The organism is Saprospiraceae bacterium, from assembly GCA_016714025.1.
Lineage (GTDB): Bacteria > Bacteroidota > Bacteroidia > Chitinophagales > Saprospiraceae > Vicinibacter.
The window spans coordinates 2210853-2230855 of record JADJOB010000002.1 but is presented as its reverse complement, the minus strand read 5'-3'; the positions used below and the strand labels follow the sequence as shown (position 1 = coordinate 2230855).

At 36.4% G+C, this 20003-nt stretch carries 16 protein-coding genes and 5 tRNA genes; 4 read left to right on the top strand and 17 right to left on the bottom strand.

Annotated features, from left to right (window positions below; translation table 11 throughout):
• Position 1: 1 nt before the first annotated feature.
• From rfbC to IPJ80_12045, 4 genes are read left to right on the top strand one after another with little or no spacing between them, the layout of a single operon-like run.
• Positions 2-553, top strand: coding sequence for a dTDP-4-dehydrorhamnose 3,5-epimerase (rfbC, locus tag IPJ80_12060; protein ID MBK7914214.1), 552 nt, complete (start codon positions 2-4; stop codon positions 551-553).
• Positions 550-1413, top strand: coding sequence for a dTDP-4-dehydrorhamnose reductase (gene rfbD, locus IPJ80_12055; protein ID MBK7914213.1), 864 nt, complete (start codon positions 550-552; stop codon positions 1411-1413). The genes rfbC and rfbD overlap by 4 nt, the downstream gene beginning before the upstream one ends.
• Positions 1410-4136, top strand: a complete 2727-nt coding sequence (locus tag IPJ80_12050; protein MBK7914212.1) for a gliding motility-associated C-terminal domain-containing protein — start codon at positions 1410-1412, stop codon at positions 4134-4136. Before rfbD ends, IPJ80_12050 begins: the two co-directional genes overlap by 4 nt.
• Positions 4136-4720, top strand: coding sequence for a riboflavin synthase (locus tag IPJ80_12045; protein ID MBK7914211.1), 585 nt, complete (start codon positions 4136-4138; stop codon positions 4718-4720). Before IPJ80_12050 ends, IPJ80_12045 begins: the two co-directional genes overlap by 1 nt.
• Positions 4721-4840: 120 nt before the next feature.
• On the opposite strand, the gene rpoC is transcribed toward IPJ80_12045, so the two are convergent.
• The 17 genes from rpoC to IPJ80_11960 all read right to left on the bottom strand — a co-directional run bounded on the left by rpoC (position 4841) and on the right by IPJ80_11960 (position 19971).
• A complete protein-coding gene (gene rpoC / locus IPJ80_12040; GenBank protein MBK7914210.1) occupies positions 4841-9109 on the bottom strand; it encodes a DNA-directed RNA polymerase subunit beta' in 4269 nt (1422 codons plus the stop codon).
• Positions 9110-9130: 21 nt separating this feature from the next.
• Positions 9131-12949: a DNA-directed RNA polymerase subunit beta gene (gene rpoB, locus IPJ80_12035; protein MBK7914209.1), complete on the bottom strand. Its 3819-nt coding sequence runs from the start codon at positions 12947-12949 to the stop codon at positions 9131-9133.
• A gap of 209 nt (positions 12950-13158) precedes the next feature.
• Positions 13159-13536 (bottom strand): 50S ribosomal protein L7/L12, encoded by a 378-nt coding sequence (gene rplL / locus IPJ80_12030; protein MBK7914208.1) that lies wholly within the window; start codon positions 13534-13536, stop codon positions 13159-13161.
• 66 nt (positions 13537-13602) lie between these two features.
• Positions 13603-14133 (bottom strand): 50S ribosomal protein L10, encoded by a 531-nt coding sequence (locus IPJ80_12025; GenBank protein MBK7914207.1) that lies wholly within the window; start codon positions 14131-14133, stop codon positions 13603-13605.
• 24 nt (positions 14134-14157) lie between these two features.
• Positions 14158-14850, bottom strand: coding sequence for a 50S ribosomal protein L1 (locus IPJ80_12020; protein MBK7914206.1), 693 nt, complete (start codon positions 14848-14850; stop codon positions 14158-14160).
• A gap of 56 nt (positions 14851-14906) precedes the next feature.
• Positions 14907-15350 (bottom strand): 50S ribosomal protein L11, encoded by a 444-nt coding sequence (rplK, locus tag IPJ80_12015; protein MBK7914205.1) that lies wholly within the window; start codon positions 15348-15350, stop codon positions 14907-14909.
• Positions 15351-15352: 2 nt separating this feature from the next.
• A complete protein-coding gene (gene nusG, locus IPJ80_12010) occupies positions 15353-15901 on the bottom strand; it encodes a transcription termination/antitermination factor NusG (GenBank protein MBK7914204.1) in 549 nt (182 codons plus the stop codon).
• Between the two features lie 10 nt (positions 15902-15911).
• The gene (gene secE / locus IPJ80_12005) at positions 15912-16100 is read right to left on the bottom strand and encodes a preprotein translocase subunit SecE (protein ID MBK7914203.1); all 189 of its coding nucleotides are present in this window, start codon (positions 16098-16100) and stop codon (positions 15912-15914) included.
• Positions 16101-16113: 13 nt separating this feature from the next.
• A tRNA-Trp gene (locus IPJ80_12000) sits at positions 16114-16186 on the bottom strand.
• A 55-nt stretch (positions 16187-16241) separates the two neighbouring features.
• A complete protein-coding gene (tuf, locus tag IPJ80_11995; protein ID MBK7914202.1) occupies positions 16242-17435 on the bottom strand; it encodes an elongation factor Tu in 1194 nt (397 codons plus the stop codon).
• 50 nt (positions 17436-17485) lie between these two features.
• Positions 17486-17557 (bottom strand) — tRNA-Thr (locus IPJ80_11990).
• Between the two features lie 341 nt (positions 17558-17898).
• Positions 17899-17971 (bottom strand) — tRNA-Gly (locus tag IPJ80_11985).
• A 172-nt stretch (positions 17972-18143) separates the two neighbouring features.
• Positions 18144-18226: transfer RNA gene (locus IPJ80_11980), tRNA-Tyr, on the bottom strand.
• 14 nt (positions 18227-18240) lie between these two features.
• Positions 18241-18313: transfer RNA gene (locus IPJ80_11975), tRNA-Thr, on the bottom strand.
• A gap of 175 nt (positions 18314-18488) precedes the next feature.
• Entirely contained in the window at positions 18489-18797 is a 309-nt protein-coding gene (raiA, locus tag IPJ80_11970; protein MBK7914201.1) for a ribosome-associated translation inhibitor RaiA, read from the bottom strand.
• A 35-nt stretch (positions 18798-18832) separates the two neighbouring features.
• Positions 18833-19723, bottom strand: a complete 891-nt coding sequence (locus tag IPJ80_11965; protein ID MBK7914200.1) for a tyrosine-type recombinase/integrase — start codon at positions 19721-19723, stop codon at positions 18833-18835.
• Positions 19724-19779: 56 nt separating this feature from the next.
• Positions 19780-19971, bottom strand: coding sequence for a 30S ribosomal protein S21 (locus tag IPJ80_11960; GenBank protein MBK7914199.1), 192 nt, complete (start codon positions 19969-19971; stop codon positions 19780-19782).
• Positions 19972-20003 lie beyond the last annotated feature (32 nt).

The following is a 20003-nucleotide window of genomic DNA, read 5'->3' as shown; positions in this document are numbered from 1 at the left end:
AATGCAGCTGTTTGAAACCGGTATTCATGACTTGTTTGTACTTCAAGCTGATTCGTTTGAAGATGAACGCGGCTGTTTTTTTGAATCATACAATGCTCGGTGGTTCGTCAAGAATAATTTAGCTTACCATTTTGTTCAAGACAATGCCTCGGAATCAACTTATGGAGTCATCAGAGGACTTCATTTTCAAATTGGCACAAAGAGCCAAGCTAAATTAGTCAGAGTAAGCCATGGCGAAGTTTTGGATGTTGTGGTTGACTTAAGAAAATACAGTGAAAGCTTTGGAAAAGTGTTTAGCATTATTTTATCCAGAGCAAATAAAAAACAATTATTAATTCCACGGGGCTTTGCTCATGGTTATTCCGTGCTAAGTACTGATTGTGTTTTCAATTATAAATGTGATAATTATTATGATAAAAATTCCGAATCTGGGATTCATCCGCTCGATCCTGATTTGAATATTGATTGGATGATTCCACAGGAATTGCAGAAAATTTCGAACAAAGACAAGCAATTGGATTTTTATAAATTGTTGAAAATCCAAGGCAGATGAAAGTACTTGTTACGGGTGCCCAAGGTCAATTAGCTCAGGAAATACAACACCTCGCAAGTTTATATCCTGAAATCAAGTTTGAATTTTTTGATAAAACGGAATGGGATATTTCAGATGAAAAGCAGACTTACAAGATTTTAAGCAATGCTCATGCTGATTTTGTTGTAAATACTGCAGCTTATACCAAGGTTGATCTGGCAGAAACAAATTCTGAAATCTGTAACCGGATCAATTATGAAGCTCCGAAAATGATAGCCGCTACTTGTAATGGATTAAAAACCAGAATCATTCAAATTTCAAGTGATTATGTATTTTTCAATTCTATTCACAAAGCTTTAATTGAAACGTTTCCTAAGAATCCAAATGGTGTTTATGCTACTTCTAAAAGCAAGGCAGAAGATGTAATTATGAACTACAATCCCCAAAATATTATTATACGCACCTCCTGGCTGTACAGTAGTTTTGGTCATAATTTTGTTAAAACCATGATTCGTATGGCTAATTTGGGCAAACCCATTCAGGTTGTGGATGATCAAATAGGTTCACCAACCTATGCAGCTGATCTTGCGGAGGTAATTATAAAAATTATACTTTCCCCGTCTAAAAAAATTGAAGGAATATATCATTATTGCAATGAAGGCGCTTGTTCATGGTATGAATTTGCTCAGGAGATATTTTCACATTTAAACCTGAATGTTTCATTAAAAGCAATAAGTACAAATGAATTTGGAGCTTTGGCACCTCGCCCTGCATTTAGTCAACTGGATTGCACTAAGATCAAAACTGAATTACAAATTGCAATTCCAAGTTGGAAAAACAGTCTTCACAAATGCCTAGATAAAATCACAACGACGATATGAAATCCAGTTGCTATTTAAATCGGGTCATTGCAATAAGTATTTGTATCATAGCTTTTGCAAGCCAAATTTTTGCAACACACAACAGAGCCGGCGAAATTTCATATACTCAATTATCCGATTTAAGTATACGCGCTGTCGTCACCACCTATACTAAAACAAGCAGCGTTTCGGCAGACAGAGATAGTATTTCAATTGCCTGGGGAGATGGAAGCTTTTCAAATGTGGTAAGGATAAATGGTAATGGTCAAATATTACCAAACAATATAAAAAAGAATGTGTACATCGCGGAACACAGCTATCCAGGGCGTGGTAGTTATTTGATCAGTGTTCAGGATCCAAATCGTGTAGATAATATCCTTAATATCGATCCACCAAATAGTGTAAATATTCCATTTTATATTCAAACAAGTGTCAGTTTATTGAATTTATTATTCCAATATCCAAATCATTCTGTTCAACTATTGCAAGAACCAATAGATTTTGCATGTGTTGGCAAAGCTTTTACGCACAATCCTGCTGCTTACGATGAAGATGGAGACAGTCTTAGTTTTGAATTAGGAATTCCACTAATGGCTACAGGCACTATCGTTCCTAATTATTTTTATCCAAATCAAATACAAGCTGGACTGAACAATAATATTAGCTTAGATTCAAAAGATGGTACATTCAGATGGACCTCTCCTCAAAAAGCTGGAGAATACAATATTGTAATCATTGTTCATGAATATCGAAAAGGGATAAGAATTAGTAGCACCATGCGGGATATGCAAATTTTTGTTAGGAATGATTGCCGAGACAACCAGCCCCCGTTCATCCAAACTATAACTGATACGTGTGTTGTTGCTGGAACAAAACTGGAAATTCCAATTTTTGCATTTGATCCTGATAGTTTGAATCCTAAGTCTAAAATAAAAATCGAAGCAAACGGAGCAGCTTTCTATACAGATCCACCGGCACAAATTGATCAACACAATCAATTTCAAAATTCCCCTATTCGAGCGACACTGAGTTGGCAAACCACTTGCAGCCATGTTAGAAAGGAATATTACTTTGTTGTACTTAAAGTAACAGATAATTATCTTGACACAACAGGTTTAGCATATTTGCATACCATTCGGATCAAAGTGGTGGGACCTGCTCCAGAAAATTTAAGTTCTAAACCTGAACAGAATTCAATCCGACTTCAATGGCAAAAACCATACGACTGTGAAACTTTTGACGATATTTTTCGCGGATTTTCGGTGTGGAGAAAGGAACAATCTACCATTTTGACACATGACACTTGTCATCCGGGACTGCCAGTGAATTTATATACACAAATAGCATATCTTACGAAAAATGTACAAGGAAATCAATATTACTATATCGACAGCCTGGTGCAAAAATCAAAATTTTACTGTTATAGGGTCCTCGGCGAATTTGCAAAAATCAATGCATCAGGTTATCCCGTAAATTTTGAAAGTAGTTTACATTCAAACGAAACATGTAATTCACTTGCTATTGAAAATCCAGTTTTGTTGAATGTTGATGTTCAACGAACAGATAGCTTAACCGGACAAGTAAACGTTAAATGGTTAAAGCCAGATCCTCTTGCCTTTGATACGATACGTAATTCTGGACCCTACTTGCTAACAATTGAACATAAAATTGCCAATACAAACTGGAATAACATACCACAAAGTATTAAAACTTACACTTATTTTAATACCAATTGGGATACCTTGTTTTTGCATCAAAACATCAATACAAAAGCCTTTCAACACAATTACAGAGTGCAATTGTTGCCTGCAAACCAATCAGATCATCGATCCGACTCTGCTCAAAGCATCTATCTGACTTTACAACCAAATGATAAGTCTATCCAATTAAATTGGTATGCTAAAACCCCTTGGACCAATTATAAATTTATTATACTTCGATTAAATGAAAATACACAAGCATTTGATTCGATAGGAACTACCAGTTTAAATACCTATACAGATAATCAGTTGCAGAATCAAAAATTATATTGTTACAAAATTAAAGCATATGGTACCTATGGAATTCTTAGTATTGAACAACCACTTTTAAATCATTCCAACGAACAATGTGCTGTTCCTGAAGATAAAAAACCTCCTTGTTGCCCTGTTCTTAATGTTACAGGACCTTGCAATCAAGAATTACATCAAGAAACGATTTCTAACAAACTAAATTGGACAAATCCAAATCTTTCATGTACTGACCATGACGCAATAGGATATCGTCTATATTATTATATTGATTCTAAAAAAGTATTGCTGACAGAAATAAATGATATAAATACATTAGAATACGAACATGTATTATCAGATATCATTCCCAACTGTTATGGAATCAGTGCTTTTGATTCATTAAACAATGAATGTCCAATAATTGATACAGTTTGTGTTCAGTATTGCCCTATCTATAAACTACCAAATACATTTACACCAAATCAAGATGGGTCAAATGACATTTTCAAACCATACCCTTTCCGCTTTGTAGATAAAATTGAATTTAAATTAATAAATCGTTGGGGAAAACAAGTTTTCGAAACCACTGATCCTAAAATAAACTGGGATGGAAAAGATGAATCCGGCAATCCCCTGCCAGATGGAGTATATTTTTATTCTTGTATAATTTATTATTCAGGATTTCAAACAAACTTAAAAACCAAGGACCAATTAACAGGATTTATTGAATTATTAAGAGGCAAACCTAATTAATGTTTACAGGAATCATTGAATCTCTAGGCCGTGTTAAATCAATACGAACCAATAAGGGCAATCTTATGATTGAAATAGCCAGTACTATTTCAAAGTCACTTAAAATCGATCAAAGTGTAGCCCATGATGGTGTGTGTCTTACCGTTATTAAAAAATTCAAATCAAGCCACATAGTAACTGCGGTAAATGAAACCTTACAAAAAACCAATTTATCTAAATTGAAAGTAGGTGGATTAATAAACCTGGAAAGAGCATTGCATCTAAACAGCAGATTAGATGGACATTTAGTTTCAGGACATGTAGATTGTACTTCAAAACTTTTAAAAATAAAGAAATTACCAGGAAGCACCGAGCTTGAATTCGAACTAAAAAAAGAGTTTGCGAATTTGATCATTTCTAAAGGCTCAATTACGATCAATGGAATTAGCTTAACGGTTTCTAAATTGAAAAGCAAGTCCTTTAAAGTAGCAATCATACCATATACCTGGGATCATACCAATTTAAAATATCTGGAACCGGGTGCACTTGCCAATATTGAATTTGATCTTATCGGCAAATATATACTTCGCTCCAAGCAAATTTAAATATTGCTTAATTTAGAAGCCATTCTTTCGCATAAAGAATCCTCAATCAGCTAAAAGAAAAAGGGCCTTCAATTTGAAAGCCCTTTCATTTTTTTTATTGAACCAAAATTTAGTTTAAATCTAATCTTCTGCTTCTACTAAATTTTTCTTGCTGTTGGCCGAACGAACCAATAAGTCTTTATACTTTCTGTGTCCAGTTCCTGCAGGAATTTTCTTTCCGATAATTACATTTTCTTTTAAGCCAGACAAGTCATCGCTCTTTGCTGACATTGCAGCTGAACTCAATACTTTTGTGGTCTCCTGGAAGGAAGCTGCAGAAATCCAACTACTGGTACCTAATGAAGCCCTGGTGATACCTAATAACAAGGGACTTGCAGTTGCTGAAGTTGCATCCCGATACTCAACTAATTTTTTATCATTCCGTTTCAAAAATGAATTTTCATCTCGCAATTGTCTAATAGAAACCAATTGACCTGCTTTCAATTTTGTCGAATCATTAGCTTCTGTTACAACCTTCTTATCAAAAATGTCATCGTTGGCTTCAATAAATTCCCAGCGATCTACAGGTTCACCTTCCAATAAAGTTGTATCCCCTGGATCTTCAATTTGAACCCATCGCATCATTTGTCTGACGATTACTTCAATGTGTTTGTCATTGATATTGATCCCTTGTGAACGATACACCTCTTGAACACCATTTACCAAGTAAGATTGAACTGCAAAAAGGCCTTTAATCATCATGATATCCCGGGGGGCGGTGGTTCCATCAGATAAAGGAGTACCTGCTCTAACAAAATCACCTTCCTGAACCAAGATATGTTTTGACAATCCAATTAAATATTTTCTGCGTTGAGCGGTGCGCTCATCTTCCACAAAGATTTCGCGATTACCTCTTTTGATTTTACCATAAAAAACAATTCCATCAATCTCACTAACTACTGCCGGATTGGAAGGATTTCTTGCTTCAAATAACTCTGTTACCCTTGGCAAACCACCCGTGATATCCGAAACTTTGCTTACGTTTCTTGGAATTTTACCAATTTTCTGACCAGCACTGATATCACTGTTATCGTCAATGGTTATATATGCACCCACTGGCAATGAATAGTTTTTTAATTCTTCTCCAGCTGCATTTACAATTGAAATGGCTGGAATCTTTTTCTTGTTTTTTGATTCAATAATAACCTTTTCAGAATAACCAGTTTGGTCATCGCGCTCCATACGATAGGTTACTCCTTCTTCAATGGAATCATATTTAATTATTCCCGAAAATTCGGAAATGATTAAAGCATTAAATGGATCCCAATTACATATCAAATCCCCTTTGTTTACTTTTTGCTTTTCCTTTACAAATAAGAACGAGCCATAAGGAACGTGCATACTTGTTAAGATTTTATTATTCTCGATATCCAAAATCCGGATTTCACCTGACCTTGATATTACAATCGTGCTTTTTGTATTATTTTCAACAAGTTCAGAAACTTTCAATCCGTCGTATTCAATGATTCCATCAAATTTTGCAACGATTTCAGATTCTGCTTTAGATACAGCAGCCACACCACCCACGTGGAATGTACGCAGTGTTAACTGGGTTCCAGGCTCACCAATACTTTGTGCTGCAATAATACCTACTGCATCGCCTTCTTCTGTAATTCGGCCTGTAGCTAAATTTTTACCATAACATTTAGTACACACTCCATTTTTAGCTTCACATGTTAATACAGAACGGATGGTAACCGATTCAATACCTAACTTTTCAATGTTCTGAGCTGTCTTGTCATCGATGTATTCACCTGCCAATAAAATGATGTCTTCTGTCAATGGATGCAAAATATTATGCAAACTAAATCGACCCACGATTCTTGAAGCCAGGTTTTCGATTACTTTTTCATTATCTACCAAAGCTGTAGTTTCAATTCCACGAAGAGTATTGCAATCTTCATCTGATATTACAACATCCTGAGCAACATCAACCAACCTTCTTGTCAAGTATCCGGCATCCGCTGTTTTCAAGGCAGTATCTGCCAAACCTTTTCTCGCACCGTGAGTTGAAATAAAATATTCCAATACTGATAAACCATCCTGGAAATTAGATAGAATCGGATTTTCAATAATAGCACTTCCGGTATCTCCTGACTTTCTGGGTTTTGCCATCAATCCTCTCAGTCCACAAAGCTGTTTAATTTGTTGTTTAGATCCTCTGGCACCAGAATGCAACATCATGTAAACAGAATTAAATCCGCCCTTATGTGCTGCTAATTCCTTCATCAAATTATCAGTAACCCGGTTATCCGCATAGGTCCATTTATCAATAATCTGATTGTATCGTTCGTTATTGGTAATTAAACCCATGTTATAACTATCCCAGATTTCTTCAACTTCGCGTTGCGCTTCGTCCAAAGTTTTCTGCTTGATCGATGGTGTAATTAAGTCTCCTAAATTAAAAGAAAGACCTGCTTTAAACGCCCAGTAAAATCCAAGATCCTTTATTTCATCCAAAAACTTTGCTGTAACTGCGAAACTTGTACGGACAATGATATCCCCAATAATTTGTTTTAAGTTTTTCTTTGTAAGCAATTCATTTAAGAAAGGAACTGTATTTGGAACCACTTCATTCAACAAAACACGCCCTACCGTAGTACGGATCATTTTGTTTTCAAGTTCAAGATTTTCATTTTCAACTAATACCTTTAATTGAACAGGATCATGAAGTTCAATTTTCTTTTCGTTGAATGCAATAACAACTTCGTCCTTACTATAAAATGTTTTAATTTTTTGTTCTTTGTCAATTGCTCTTTCCTTAGTGAGGTAATACAGTCCTAATACCATGTCCTGTGAAGGAAGGGTAATTGGAGAACCATCCTGAGGATTAAGCATGTTGTGACTTGCAAGCATCAATAATTGGGCTTCCAATATCGAAGCGTTGCTTAATGGTACGTGAACTGCCATTTGGTCACCATCGAAATCCGCGTTAAATGCACCACAAACCAGCGGGTGAAGTTGAATCGCTTTTCCTTCAATTAAAACTGGCTGAAATGCTTGAATAGATAATCTGTGAAGTGTTGGTGCCCGGTTTAATAAGACTGGATGACCTTTCAATATATTTTCAAGAATATCCCAAATAATCGGATCTTTTCTATCCACTAATTTCTTAGCAGATTTAACCGTTTTGACAACTCCCCTTTCAATTAATTTACGAATTACAAATGGTTTAAATAATTCTGCAGCCATGTTCTTAGGCAAACCGCATTCATGCAATTTTAAAGAAGGACCAACAACAATTACAGAACGACCGCTATAATCAACCCGTTTACCTAAAAGATTTTGACGGAATCGACCTTGCTTTCCTTTTAGAATATCACTTAAGGATTTTAATGCTCTTCCTCCTTCGGCTTTTACTGCATTTGATTTTCTTGAATTATCAAATAAAGAATCAACCGCCTCCTGCAACATCCTTTTTTCATTTCGAAGAATTACTTCTGGAGCTTTAATCTCCAACAAGCGTTTCAATCGATTATTTCTGATAATTACTCTTCGATATAAATCATTTAAATCTGAACTTGCAAAACGACCTCCGTCTAATGGAACTAAGGGTCTTAATTCAGGGGGAATCACCGGGAGATACTGGATAATCATCCATTCCGGTTTGTTATTTTTTTCATTCAAACCTTCACGGAATGCCTCTGCAACCCGTAAACGTTTTAATGCTTCAGATTTTCTTTGTTGAGAAGATTCGTTTGATGCTTGATGTCTTAAGTCATAGGATAAATCATCCAATTTTAATCTGATAAGCAATTCAAATATTGCTTCAGCTCCCATTTTGGCAATAAACTTATTGGGATCTTTATCATCCAGCAATTGATTTTCTTTTGGAAGTGAATCCAAAACTTCAAAATACTCTTCTTCGGTAATTAAATCTAAAAGATTAGAACCATTTCCTGCAGCCAATCCAGGTTGGATTACAACAAATCGCTCATAATAAATGATTGACTCAAGTTTTTTAGATGAAAGTCCTAATAGGTAACCGATCTTATTTGGCAGAGATTTAAAAAACCAAATATGAACTACTGGTACCACTAATTTAATGTGACCCATACGTTCGCGTCGAACTTTCTTCTCAGTTACTTCAACACCGCAACGATCGCAAACAATTCCGCGGTAACGAATGCGTTTGTATTTACCGCAATAACATTCGTAGTCCTTTACCGGACCAAAAATTCGTTCACAAAATAAACCATCGCGTTCAGGTTTATAGGATCGATAGTTGATCGTTTCAGGTTTCAAAACTTCACCGAATGAACGCTCCAGAATATCATCCGGAGAACTCAAACTTATCGTGATTTTATCAAACTCCTGATCTTGCTTAGTTACTTTATTTTTAAATGACATGTTTGTTATTGATTAGAGCGGTTATTCAAATTTTACATCCAATACCAATCCTCTTAATTCGTGGATCAATACATTAAATGATTCAGGAATATTTGGTTCAGGGAGATTATCTCCTTTTACAATTGCTTCGTAAGCTTTTGCACGACCGATGATATCATCTGATTTAATGGTCAATAATTCACGCAAGATGTTTGCAGCACCAAATGCTTCCAAAGCCCAAACCTCCATCTCACCAAAACGCTGACCTCCAAACTGTGCTTTACCACCAAGAGGTTGCTGTGTAATCAATGAGTAAGGACCAATTGAACGTGCGTGCATTTTATCATCCACCATGTGCGAAAGTTTCAGCATGTAAATCACCCCTACTGTTGCTTGCTGGTGAAAACGATCTCCCGTTTCACCATCATATAAATAGGTTTGACCAAACTGAGGCAATTCTGCTTTCTCAATATGGGCATAGATATCATGAATGGTTGCTCCATCAAAAATCGGTGTTGCAAAATGAACACCCAATTTCTTTCCAGCCCAACCCAATACCGTTTCAAATATCTGACCAAGGTTCATCCTTGAAGGTACCCCAAGTGGATTCAAAACAATATCAACCGGTGAACCATCTTCCAGGAACGGCATATCTTCTACACGTACAATTTTAGAAACTATACCTTTGTTACCATGGCGACCAGCTAATTTATCACCTACTTTAAGTTTTCTTTTCTTTGCAATATAAACTTTTGCAAGCTTCAAAACTCCAGCAGGTAATTCATCCCCTATACTGATATTAAATTTCTCCCGTTTGTATTTTCCAATTTCTTCATTCACTTTAATATTATAGTTGTGAAGCAATTTAGAAACGGATTGATTTTTTTCAGTGTCTTTAGTCCAACCAAAATAATCAACTTTTGTGAAATCAATTTTCTTTAATAACGGATTGGTATACTTTGATCCTTTGGCTATCAACTCTTCACCATAAATGCTTTTAACACCGGAAGAAAGTTGATCTTTTATCAGCTTTAATAATTTATCAATCAGGATGGTTTTTAATTCATTTAATGCAACAGCATGTTTATCATCCAATCGCGTCAATAAATCTTTCTCCTGTACTTTTTGAAACTTATCTTTTTTAGCACGAGCATAAAGTTGCTTATCAATAACGACTCCTTCAATGGAAGGAGGTACTTTTAATGAAGCATCTTTAACGTCTCCTGCTTTATCACCAAAGATGGCTCGCAATAATTTCTCTTCAGGTGTAGGATCTGTTTCTCCCTTTGGAGTAATTTTTCCAATCAATATATCACCTTCTTCAACATTTGCACCAATTCTGATAATTCCATTTTCATCCAAATCCTTTGTAGCTTCTTCACTAACGTTTGGAATGTCATTCGTTAATTCTTCTTCTCCTAATTTTGTATCCCGAACTTCAAGTTCAAAACTTTCAATGTGAATTGAAGTGAAAATATCTTCTTGAATTACTCGCTCAGAAATTACAATCGCATCTTCAAAGTTGTAACCTTTCCAAGGCATGAAGGCTACTTGCAAATTTTGGCCTAATGCCAATTCACCATTTTCAGTTGCATATCCATCAGAAAGAATTGTACCTAATGAAACCCGATCTCCTTTCTTTACAATTGGCTTTAGGTTTATACATGTTGCCTGATTGGTACGGGCAAACTTTGTTAATGAATATTCTTTTACGTTTTCTTCAAAAGAAACCAGATTTTCTTCATCATTCCGGTCATAACGTATTACGATTTTAGTTGCATCAACAAATTCAACAGCTCCATCCCCTTCTGCAGTAATCAACATCCTGGAATCATGAGCAACTTTCGCTTCCAATCCCGTTCCAACGATCGGTGCATGTGGTCGAATTAATGGCACTGCCTGACGTTGCATGTTAGATCCCATCAATGCACGATTCGCATCATCATTTTCCAAAAATGGAATTAAAGATGCAGAAACCCCAACAATTTGATTTGGAGCGACATCCATGAATTCCAATTCAAGTGGCTCGAGTACTGGAAATTCTCCATGTTCGCGTCCCTTTACTTTTTGTATCTGGAAATCTCCTTTTTTATCAACCGGAACATTTGCCTGGGCAATTTTTGCATAATCCTCTTCTTCTGCAGACAAATATTGAATGCCGTTTTTAATATTCACTTTACCAGCATCAACTTTCCAATAGGGAGTTTCCAAAAATCCCATGGAATTAATTTTTGCATGCACACAAAGTGTTGAAATCAATCCAATGTTTGGTCCCTCTGGTGTTTCAATGGTACACAAACGGCCATAATGTGAATAATGTACGTCCCGTACCTCAAAGCCTGCACGCTCTCTGGATAAACCACCTGGCCCTAATGCAGAAATTCTGCGTTTGTGTGTTATTTCAGAAAGCGGGTTTGTTTGATCTAAAAATTGAGACAATTGACTCGTACCAAAAAATGAATTGATAACAGAAGACAAGGTTCTGGCATTGATCAGGTCTATGGGTGTAAACACCTCATTATCCCGAACATTCATACGTTCACGTATGGTACGAGCCATCCTTGCCAATCCAACACCAAATTGAGCAAACAATTGTTCTCCAACGGTGCGCACTCTTCTGTTACTTAAATGATCGATATCATCCAACTCAGCCTTTTGGTTAATCAGCGAGATTAAATATTTTACTATTTCTGTGATATCTTCTTTTGTTAATACCAAGGTATCCATGGATGCCTTTAGATTTAACTTCTTATTGATTTTATATCGACCTACTTCTCCCAGGTTGTAACGTTTGTCTGAGAAAAAGAGTTTATCAATGATTCCACGTGCTGTATCATCATCCGGTGGATCAGATCCTCTTAACTGGCGATAGATATGGATCACCGCTTCCATTTCAGAACTGGAAGGATCCTTTTGCAGGGTATTGTAAATTATAGAATAATCTTCAGTGATATCCTCACGTTGAAGGATAATATTATCAACAGAAGCTTCACTGATCATTTTGATATTGTCCTCATCCAAAATGGTATCCCGTTCCAGAATGATTTCATTACGTTCAACAGTAACTAATTCACCGGTATCCTCATCAACAAAATCTTCAGTCCATCGCTTCAAAATCCGGGCAGCTAATTTACGGCCAACTGCTTTTTTTAGATCTTTTTGAGTTGCTTTGATTTCTTCAGCAAGATTAAATAAATGCAAAATATCCTTATCAGAAGTGTATCCGATTGCACGTAATAAAGTGGTAACAGGAAATTTCTTTTTACGGTCAATGTAAGCATACATGACCAGATTTATATCTGTTGCAAATTCCATCCAGGCTCCTTTGAAAGGAATTACCCGCGCTGAAAATATTTTTGTACCATTTGGATGGTAGGTTTGACTAAAAAATACACCTGGAGAACGATGCAACTGTGAAACAACCACACGCTCTGCACCATTAATTACAAACGTGCCTTTTGGAGTCATGTACGGAATGTTTCCTAAAAATACATCCTGCTCAATCGTTTTAAAGTCTACGTGCTCTTCGTCATTACAAGATAGACGCAACCTCGCTTTTAGTGGAACTGAAAAAGTCAATCCTCTTTGAACGCACTCATCGATTGTATATCGAGGTGGATCCACGTAGTAATCAAGAAATTCCAGAACAAAAATGCTTCTAGCATCTGATATTGGAAAATTCTCCTTGAATACTTTAAACAACCCCTCATTAATCCTTTTATCAGGCGTTGTTTCCAGCTGGAAAAACTCTTTAAATGATTTAAGTTGAATTTCCAGAAAGTCAGGATAAGGTACGTGTAGGGGTGCTTTTCCAAAGTTGTGCCGTGATCTCAGTTGTGGTTTTAATGCAGTTGAAGCCATGTGTTTTTAGTATTTATTATAACCCGTTCCCCAAATAAAAACGATCGCTATGATCAAATAATAAGTGTATAAATTCAAAAATCCCTTTAATCACTTATACATAATATATAAAAAAAATACATGACTTGAATCACAGCGATCTGTGACTCAAGTCAAGATTTATATATGTATTCCTTTTACTATCAAAGGTATACTCTCGTGCTTTGAAATTATTTTACTTCAATTTCAGCACCAGCAGCAGTCAAGGTATCTTTCAAAGAATTCGCTTCTTCTTTTGATACAGCTTGCTTCAAAGTTGATGGAGCTCCATCAACCAGGTCTTTTGCTTCTTTAAGACCTAAGTTCAATAAGTTTTTAACTTCTTTAATTACGTTAAGTTTATTTGCACCGCCTGATTTGAGGATTACATCAAATTCAGTTTTTTCTGCAGCAGCAGCAGCAGCGCCACCACCAGCAGGTGCAGCAACAGCAACAGCAGCAGCAGCCGGTTCAATACCGTACTTGTCCTTTAATACAGAAGCCAGATCATTTACTTCTTTAATAGTAAGATTTACTAACTGATCTGCTAAAGCATTTACATCTACCATGATTTCTTGTTTACAATTGTTAATTAATATATGCGTCTAATACTTGGAAGCCTTATTTAAAATTTATCAAGCACTTGCACGTTCTTCAAGCGCTTTTACGATTCCGGCAATTTTTTGTCCGCCAGATTTCAAAGCACCAATGACATTGGTTGCAGGTGATTTCAAAATGAATATAATATCTCCGATTAATTCCTCTTTTGTTTTTAGGGCGACCAACACTTTCAATTGATCATCTCCGGTAAAAACAGCTGAATCAATGTATGCAGCTTTTAAAAGCGGTCTCTCTGAATTTTCACGAAATTCTTTAATTATTCTAGCCGGAGAAGCTGCATTTTCTGTAAATAAAACAGAAGATGGTCCTTCAAATGCACTATATAATGGTGCAAATCCGCGTTCTGCTTCTAAGCTCTGAAGTGCTTTAACAGCAAGTGTATTTTTTACTACTCGCATTTCAATGCCTTGTTCAAAACACTTTCTCCGAAACTGATTGATTTTTTCAACCGTCAAGGTGGAAGAATCTGTTACATAAAAAAACTGCGCATTGGCAAATTTTTCTTTCAGTTCCTGAATTGCTAATGATTTATCTTCTTTAGTCATGATCTTTCTGATTTAAATAATAATTTAATGAACCTCTCTGGTGTCAATGGCAATTCCAGGACTCATTGTTGAAGCCATAGAGATACTTCTAAAATAAGCACCTTTTGCTGAAGATGGTTTTAACTTATTAATAGCGTGAAGTAATTCATTACTATTTTCTTTTAACTTTTGGGGTGTAAAAGATACACGTCCAATGGATGCATGGATAATACCAAATTTATCTACCCGGAAAGCAATTTTACCTCCCTTAACATCATTGATTGCACCTGCCAAATCCATTGTAACTGTGCCTGTTTTTGGATTAGGCATCAAACCTCTTGGGCCTAATATCTTACCGATTTTTCCAAGCTTAGCCATCACAGTAGGCATTGCAACGATGATATCAATATCCGTCCATCCACCTTCTATTTTCTGAATGTATTCATCCAAACCTACGTAATCTGCTCCAGCAGCTTTTGCTTCAGCCTCTTTATCAGGTGTGCAGAGTACTAAAACTCGCTTCGTTTTTCCGGTACCGTTTGGAAGTGTCACGGTGCCACGAATCGCTTGATCTGGTTTACGAGGATCTACCCCTAAACGAATGTGTAAATCTACAGATGCATCAAATTTCGTGGTATTGACTTCTTTAACTAATGCACAAGCATCCTCAATGTTGTAGAGTTTTTTAGGATCTACTTTCCCGTTAATCTGTTTTCTTTTTTTTGTTAATTGTCCCATTATAATTGGTTTTAGGTGATAGCGTTCGAATTAATTCGAACTCCCTTAAAATAAATTTAGTTTTGCCAAGGAGCTGAACCAGATACTGTCAATCCCATACTTCTGGCAGTTCCTGCAACCATTTTCATGGCTGATTCCATTGTAAAAGCATTTAAATCAACCATTTTGTCTTTTGCAATTGCTTCTACTTGTTCCCAACTTACAGATCCTACTTTTTTACGGTTAGGTTCCGGTGAACCACCTTTCAATTTAGCTGCTTCCAATAATTGGATTGCTGCCGGAGGTGATTTAACAACAAAATCAAACGACTTATCTTTAAATAGAGTGATTACAACAGGCAATAATTTGCCAGGTTGATCTTGTGTTTTTGCATTAAAACGTTTGCAAAATTCCATGATATTCACCCCTTTGGAACCCAATGCAGGTCCTACCGGAGGTGCTGGATTTGCTTGTCCGCCCTTTACTTGTAATTTTATAAAACCTTCAATTTCTTTAGCCATAATTAATTCGTTTTTTCAACTTGCATAAAATTCAATTCGACTTCTGTACCCCGGCCGAATATTTTTACTATTACTTTTACTTTCTTTTTTTCTTCATTTACTTCTTTGATGTCCCCAACAAAATCATTGAATGGACCATCAATAATTTTAATAGTTTCTCCAATGATAAATGGTTCGATCATAGTTTCTCCAACTTCCTGGGATTCATCGACTTTCCCAAGCATCCGGTTGGCTTCAACCTGAGTCATTGGAATCGGATTATTCTTTCCAAGAAAATGAATAATATCTGGCATGTTAGTAATGTGTTGAACTATTTCACCACTTAATTTGGAGGGCAATGCTTCTACCAATAAATAGCCAGGTAGAATATTGCGTTCCATGATTACTTTCTTGCCATTCCTGATCTTATACACTTTTTCCGAAGGTACTATTACCTGCGAAATGATATCAGTCCATCCGGAACGGTTTACTTCTAGTTCTAAACGTTCGCGAATTTTCTTTTCTTTTCCGCTTATTACCCGCAAGGAATACCACCTTTTATCGTTGCTCATCCTTTTGGTTTTATAAACTGTAGATAAAACTCAGAATCTGGTTTACTACAAAGTCCATTGCAAAGACAACTACGGCTAACATAAGTGCTGAAACCACAACAACCTTAGCAGAATCTACCAGGTTTTGACGTGTGGGCCAGGAAACTTTTTCCATTAGCTCATTGTAACTCTCTTTTAAATACAATAAGATTTTATCCATTGTCATCTTTTTGCACGGGCAGAAGGACTTGAACCCTCAGCCTACGGTTTTGGAGACCGTCGCTCTGCCAGTTGAGCTATGCCCGTAAATCTCAAATCAAGAAATTAAAAGAAAATTCCTGATTTGAGTTTTACAATAATTTTAATCCAATATTTCTGTTACCTGACCTGCACCTACGGTACGGCCACCTTCCCGGATTGCAAAACGAAGACCTTTCTCCATTGCAATTGGGTTAATTAAAGTAACCTCCAAAGAAATATTATCACCAGGCATAACCATTTCTACACCTTCTGGTAGTAAACATTCTCCAGTTACATCTGTAGTTCTGAAATAGAACTGTGGTCTGTAACCTTTAAAGAATGGCGTATGGCGACCTCCTTCATCTTTTGATAATACGTACACTTCACATTTAAATTTCATGTGAGGCTTAACAGAATTTGGAGCACAAATAACCATACCTCTTCTGATATCATCTTTCTCTATACCTCTTAATAAGATACCTGCATTATCACCAGCTTCACCACGATCCAATAATTTACGGAACATTTCAACCCCTGTACAAGTTGAAGTAAGTGGCTTAGAACCTGGAGGCATCATACCAATAATTTCAACGTTTTCACCTACTTTAATAACCCCTCTCTCAATTCTTCCAGTAGCAACAGTACCACGACCAGTAATCGAGAATACGTCTTCAACAGGCATCAAAAATGGTTGATCCACCAAACGAACTGGTTCTGGAATTTCTTTATCCACAGCTTCCATTAAGTCATAAATAGCTTGTTTTCCAGAAGCTTCTCCTTCCAATGCTTTTAAAGCAGAACCTTTAATAACAGAAATATCTCCTTTATACTCGTATTTATCTAATAACTCGCGTACTTCCATTTCAACTAAATCCAACATCTCAGGATCATCAACTAAGTCCACTTTATTCATAAAAACCACAATTCTAGGTACACCTACCTGACGAGCCAAAAGAATGTGCTCACGGGTTTGTGGCATAGGACCGTCAGTTGCAGCAACCACCAAAATCGCACCGTCCATTTGAGCAGCACCCGTAACCATGTTTTTAACATAATCCGCGTGACCCGGACAATCTACGTGTGCGTAGTGTCTGTTTTTTGTTTCGTACTCAACGTGTGCAGTATTAATGGTAATACCTCTCTCCTTTTCTTCTGGAGCGTTGTCGATTGAGTCATAATCTTTTTTCTGAGCCAATCCTTGTTCTGCCAGAACGGATGTTATAGCCGAAGTCAATGTTGTTTTACCGTGGTCAACGTGACCGATGGTTCCTATGTTGACGTGAGGCTTCGACCGATTAAATGTTTCCTTTGCCATTGGTGACTAATTTTACTTTTATGGTTAAATGATAATTTCAATTTTTTATGAGCCAAAGAAGGGAATTGAACCCTTGACCCCTTCCTTACCATGGAAGTGCTCTACCCCTGAGCTACGTTGGCTAGAAATAAAGGACCAGGTTTTATTATTCAGTTCCTTTTAGCTACCCTCACTTTTGAGTGTTCGCTTTATGAGTTGCCTTGACCCTGGCGCTTAAAGCGCCATGCGCTACCCCTGAGCTACGCTAGCTAGAAATAGAAGGATCAAGTTTAATACACCTTCCTAAATTCTTTCAGTACTTAATTACATCCTACTCGTTTGCAGGTGTTTATAAATTCCGATACGATTTAAAACTTATCGATATAATGCATAAAGCATTTTAACGAATTGGTTTTTATTCATTTAATTTTCTTCCTGAACTTTACACTTCTGTCCGATCCTTGAATCAAATTCAAAAATTTTGAGCGGGAGACGAGACTCGAACCCGCGACCCTTAGCTTGGAAGGCTAATGCTCTACCAACTGAGCTACTCCCGCAATTCGAACATTGTGTTTCAGTGTTTTTGAAAATGTCAGAACTTTTTCTAACATATAATTTCTTTATTTTGGATTCAATTTTTGTGTATTTTAAAATGAATAACTGTACAGGTCTTCCCACAATTCTTAGCATTTCTAACAGGTATTTTCCTATCAAACCCATGCAAAATTGTGGGGGTGATTGGATTCGAACCCATTCAGTCAAAGACACCAGATTTACAGTCTGGCCCGGCTCTCCCACTCCGGCGCACCCCCTGCTACAGCAACCGAGCCAGTGGACGGACTCGAACCCCCGACCAGCTGATTACAAGTCAGCTGCTCTACCAACTGAGCTACACTGGCTTAAAATACACAAAAGGGCATACGGTTATACCCTCCAAAAAAGAGATTGCAAAGATATAACTATTTAAAAAAATGGATTGAAAAAAATATCAAGTATTTGTTAATCTGTTTAATAAATCGTAATGCGCTGACAGTTAATGATTTATTTGACGATAGTTCAAATCAGCCTTAGGATTTAGCTGTGTTTTTGCTGAATTTTTTCTTTATAACGCAGTAACTGCTTTTTTAAACTGGCTATAACTTGCAAAAGTGCTTCCTCAAAACTCTTTCTTGTGCATTTTGCTACAACGGGTTGTCCTGGTAAATTAATGATTACTTCTACCACCTTATCTTGAATTCGACCCACCTGTTCTAATCTGAGAATTACTTTGGTTTCCAACACTTTATCTTGAAGATAATGCGTTAATCGATTCAACTTACCTTCAATAAGGTTTATCAATTTTTCATCTGCGTTAAAGTGGATAGATTGAATTGTAGTGACCATAAGTTAAATTTAGGTATTAAGGTTATAAATAATATTTATTTGCCGGCTCGCGGATGAGCCTGGCGATATGCATTTTTAAGTTGTTCAATCGAATTATGCGTATAAATCTGCGTTGCCGCTAAAGAAGAATGTCCTAAAAGTTCTTTTACAGCATAAATATCAGCTCCCTGATTTGAGATGTGGGTAGCAAAACTGTGACGCAATACATGCGGACTTTTTTTCGAAATGCTGGTTTTGTCTTTTAACCAATTGTTAACCAGCAAGTAAACCATCTTAGGATATAGTTTTTTACCGTTTGGCAATACAAAGAAATATTCACTTTCAGGTATTTTGAACGCACTCCTCACATCTAAATAACGCAGAAAAATTTCCGCTAGTTCATTTCCAAAGGGAAGAATTCGCTCTTTATTTCCTTTTCCTAAAACTTTGAGTTGAGCTGCCTTAAAATGGACATCGCTTAACTTTAATTCAATCAGTTCATTCCGTCTTAAACCCAATCCGTAAAAGGTCCAAATAAGGGTTTCTTTAAGGCATTCTTTATAATCAAGTCCTCTGAAATCAGTTTGAGGATGCAGGTTTAGATCTTGCTCACGCAATACAACCGGCAATCGCTTTTTAATTTTTGGGCTGCTTAACTTGAGCATCGGGTTTTCGAGCAAAAGCTTTCGCCGCATTAAAAACTTACAAAAATGCTTCAGACTGGAAAGCTTTCTACGGATGGACCGATTATCAAGTCCGGCTTTCCCCATTGAAGCCATCCAACTCCTAACATGTAAGATGTCAAAGGACTGGTTAAGATCAAGCTTGTATTGAAGCGCAAGAAATTCTTTAAATTGCTTTAAATCAAGAGTATATGCCTCAATTGTATGAATTGAGTACTTCTTTTGCGTATGGAGATAACGCGAAAATAATTCCAACTTATCCATCCTTAGAACAAATCTAAAGAATGGATAATAAACTAGTTAAATATTAGGGAAATAAATTATACGTTCTTTGAAATGTAATCCTGGCGATACATCGCTTTGAGAATTTCAGAACGTCTTTCCACTGAAGGTTTGGTAAAATGTTTACGGCTTCTTAATTGTCTTAAAGTTTGTGATTGTTCAAACTTCTTTTTGTACTTCTTAAGAGCCCGGTCAATGGATTCTACGTCTTTGACGTCAATTATCAACATAATTTGTTTATTTATTCAAAATTGGAATGCAA

Excerpts from the sequence above, each read along its gene's own strand:
- rfbC (MBK7914214.1), top strand. The coding sequence starts at position 2 with ATGCAGCTGTTTGAAACCGGTATTCATGACTTGTTTGTACTTCAAGCT.
- rfbD (MBK7914213.1), top strand. The coding sequence starts at position 550 with ATGAAAGTACTTGTTACGGGTGCCCAAGGTCAATTAGCTCAGGAAATA.
- IPJ80_12050 (MBK7914212.1), top strand. The coding sequence starts at position 1,410 with ATGAAATCCAGTTGCTATTTAAATCGGGTCATTGCAATAAGTATTTGT.
- IPJ80_12045 (MBK7914211.1), top strand. The coding sequence starts at position 4,136 with ATGTTTACAGGAATCATTGAATCTCTAGGCCGTGTTAAATCAATACGA.
- rpoC (MBK7914210.1), bottom strand. The coding sequence starts at position 9,109 with ATGTCATTTAAAAATAAAGTAACTAAGCAAGATCAGGAGTTTGATAAA.
- rpoB (MBK7914209.1), bottom strand. The coding sequence starts at position 12,949 with ATGGCTTCAACTGCATTAAAACCACAACTGAGATCACGGCACAACTTT.
- rplL (MBK7914208.1), bottom strand. The coding sequence starts at position 13,536 with ATGGTAGATGTAAATGCTTTAGCAGATCAGTTAGTAAATCTTACTATT.
- IPJ80_12025 (MBK7914207.1), bottom strand. The coding sequence starts at position 14,133 with ATGACTAAAGAAGATAAATCATTAGCAATTCAGGAACTGAAAGAAAAA.
- IPJ80_12020 (MBK7914206.1), bottom strand. The coding sequence starts at position 14,850 with ATGGGACAATTAACAAAAAAAAGAAAACAGATTAACGGGAAAGTAGAT.
- rplK (MBK7914205.1), bottom strand. The coding sequence starts at position 15,350 with ATGGCTAAAGAAATTGAAGGTTTTATAAAATTACAAGTAAAGGGCGGA.
- nusG (MBK7914204.1), bottom strand. The coding sequence starts at position 15,901 with ATGAGCAACGATAAAAGGTGGTATTCCTTGCGGGTAATAAGCGGAAAA.
- secE (MBK7914203.1), bottom strand. The coding sequence starts at position 16,100 with ATGGATAAAATCTTATTGTATTTAAAAGAGAGTTACAATGAGCTAATG.
- tuf (MBK7914202.1), bottom strand. The coding sequence starts at position 17,435 with ATGGCAAAGGAAACATTTAATCGGTCGAAGCCTCACGTCAACATAGGA.
- raiA (MBK7914201.1), bottom strand. The coding sequence starts at position 18,797 with ATGGTCACTACAATTCAATCTATCCACTTTAACGCAGATGAAAAATTG.
- IPJ80_11965 (MBK7914200.1), bottom strand. The coding sequence starts at position 19,723 with ATGGATAAGTTGGAATTATTTTCGCGTTATCTCCATACGCAAAAGAAG.
- IPJ80_11960 (MBK7914199.1), bottom strand. The coding sequence starts at position 19,971 with ATGTTGATAATTGACGTCAAAGACGTAGAATCCATTGACCGGGCTCTT.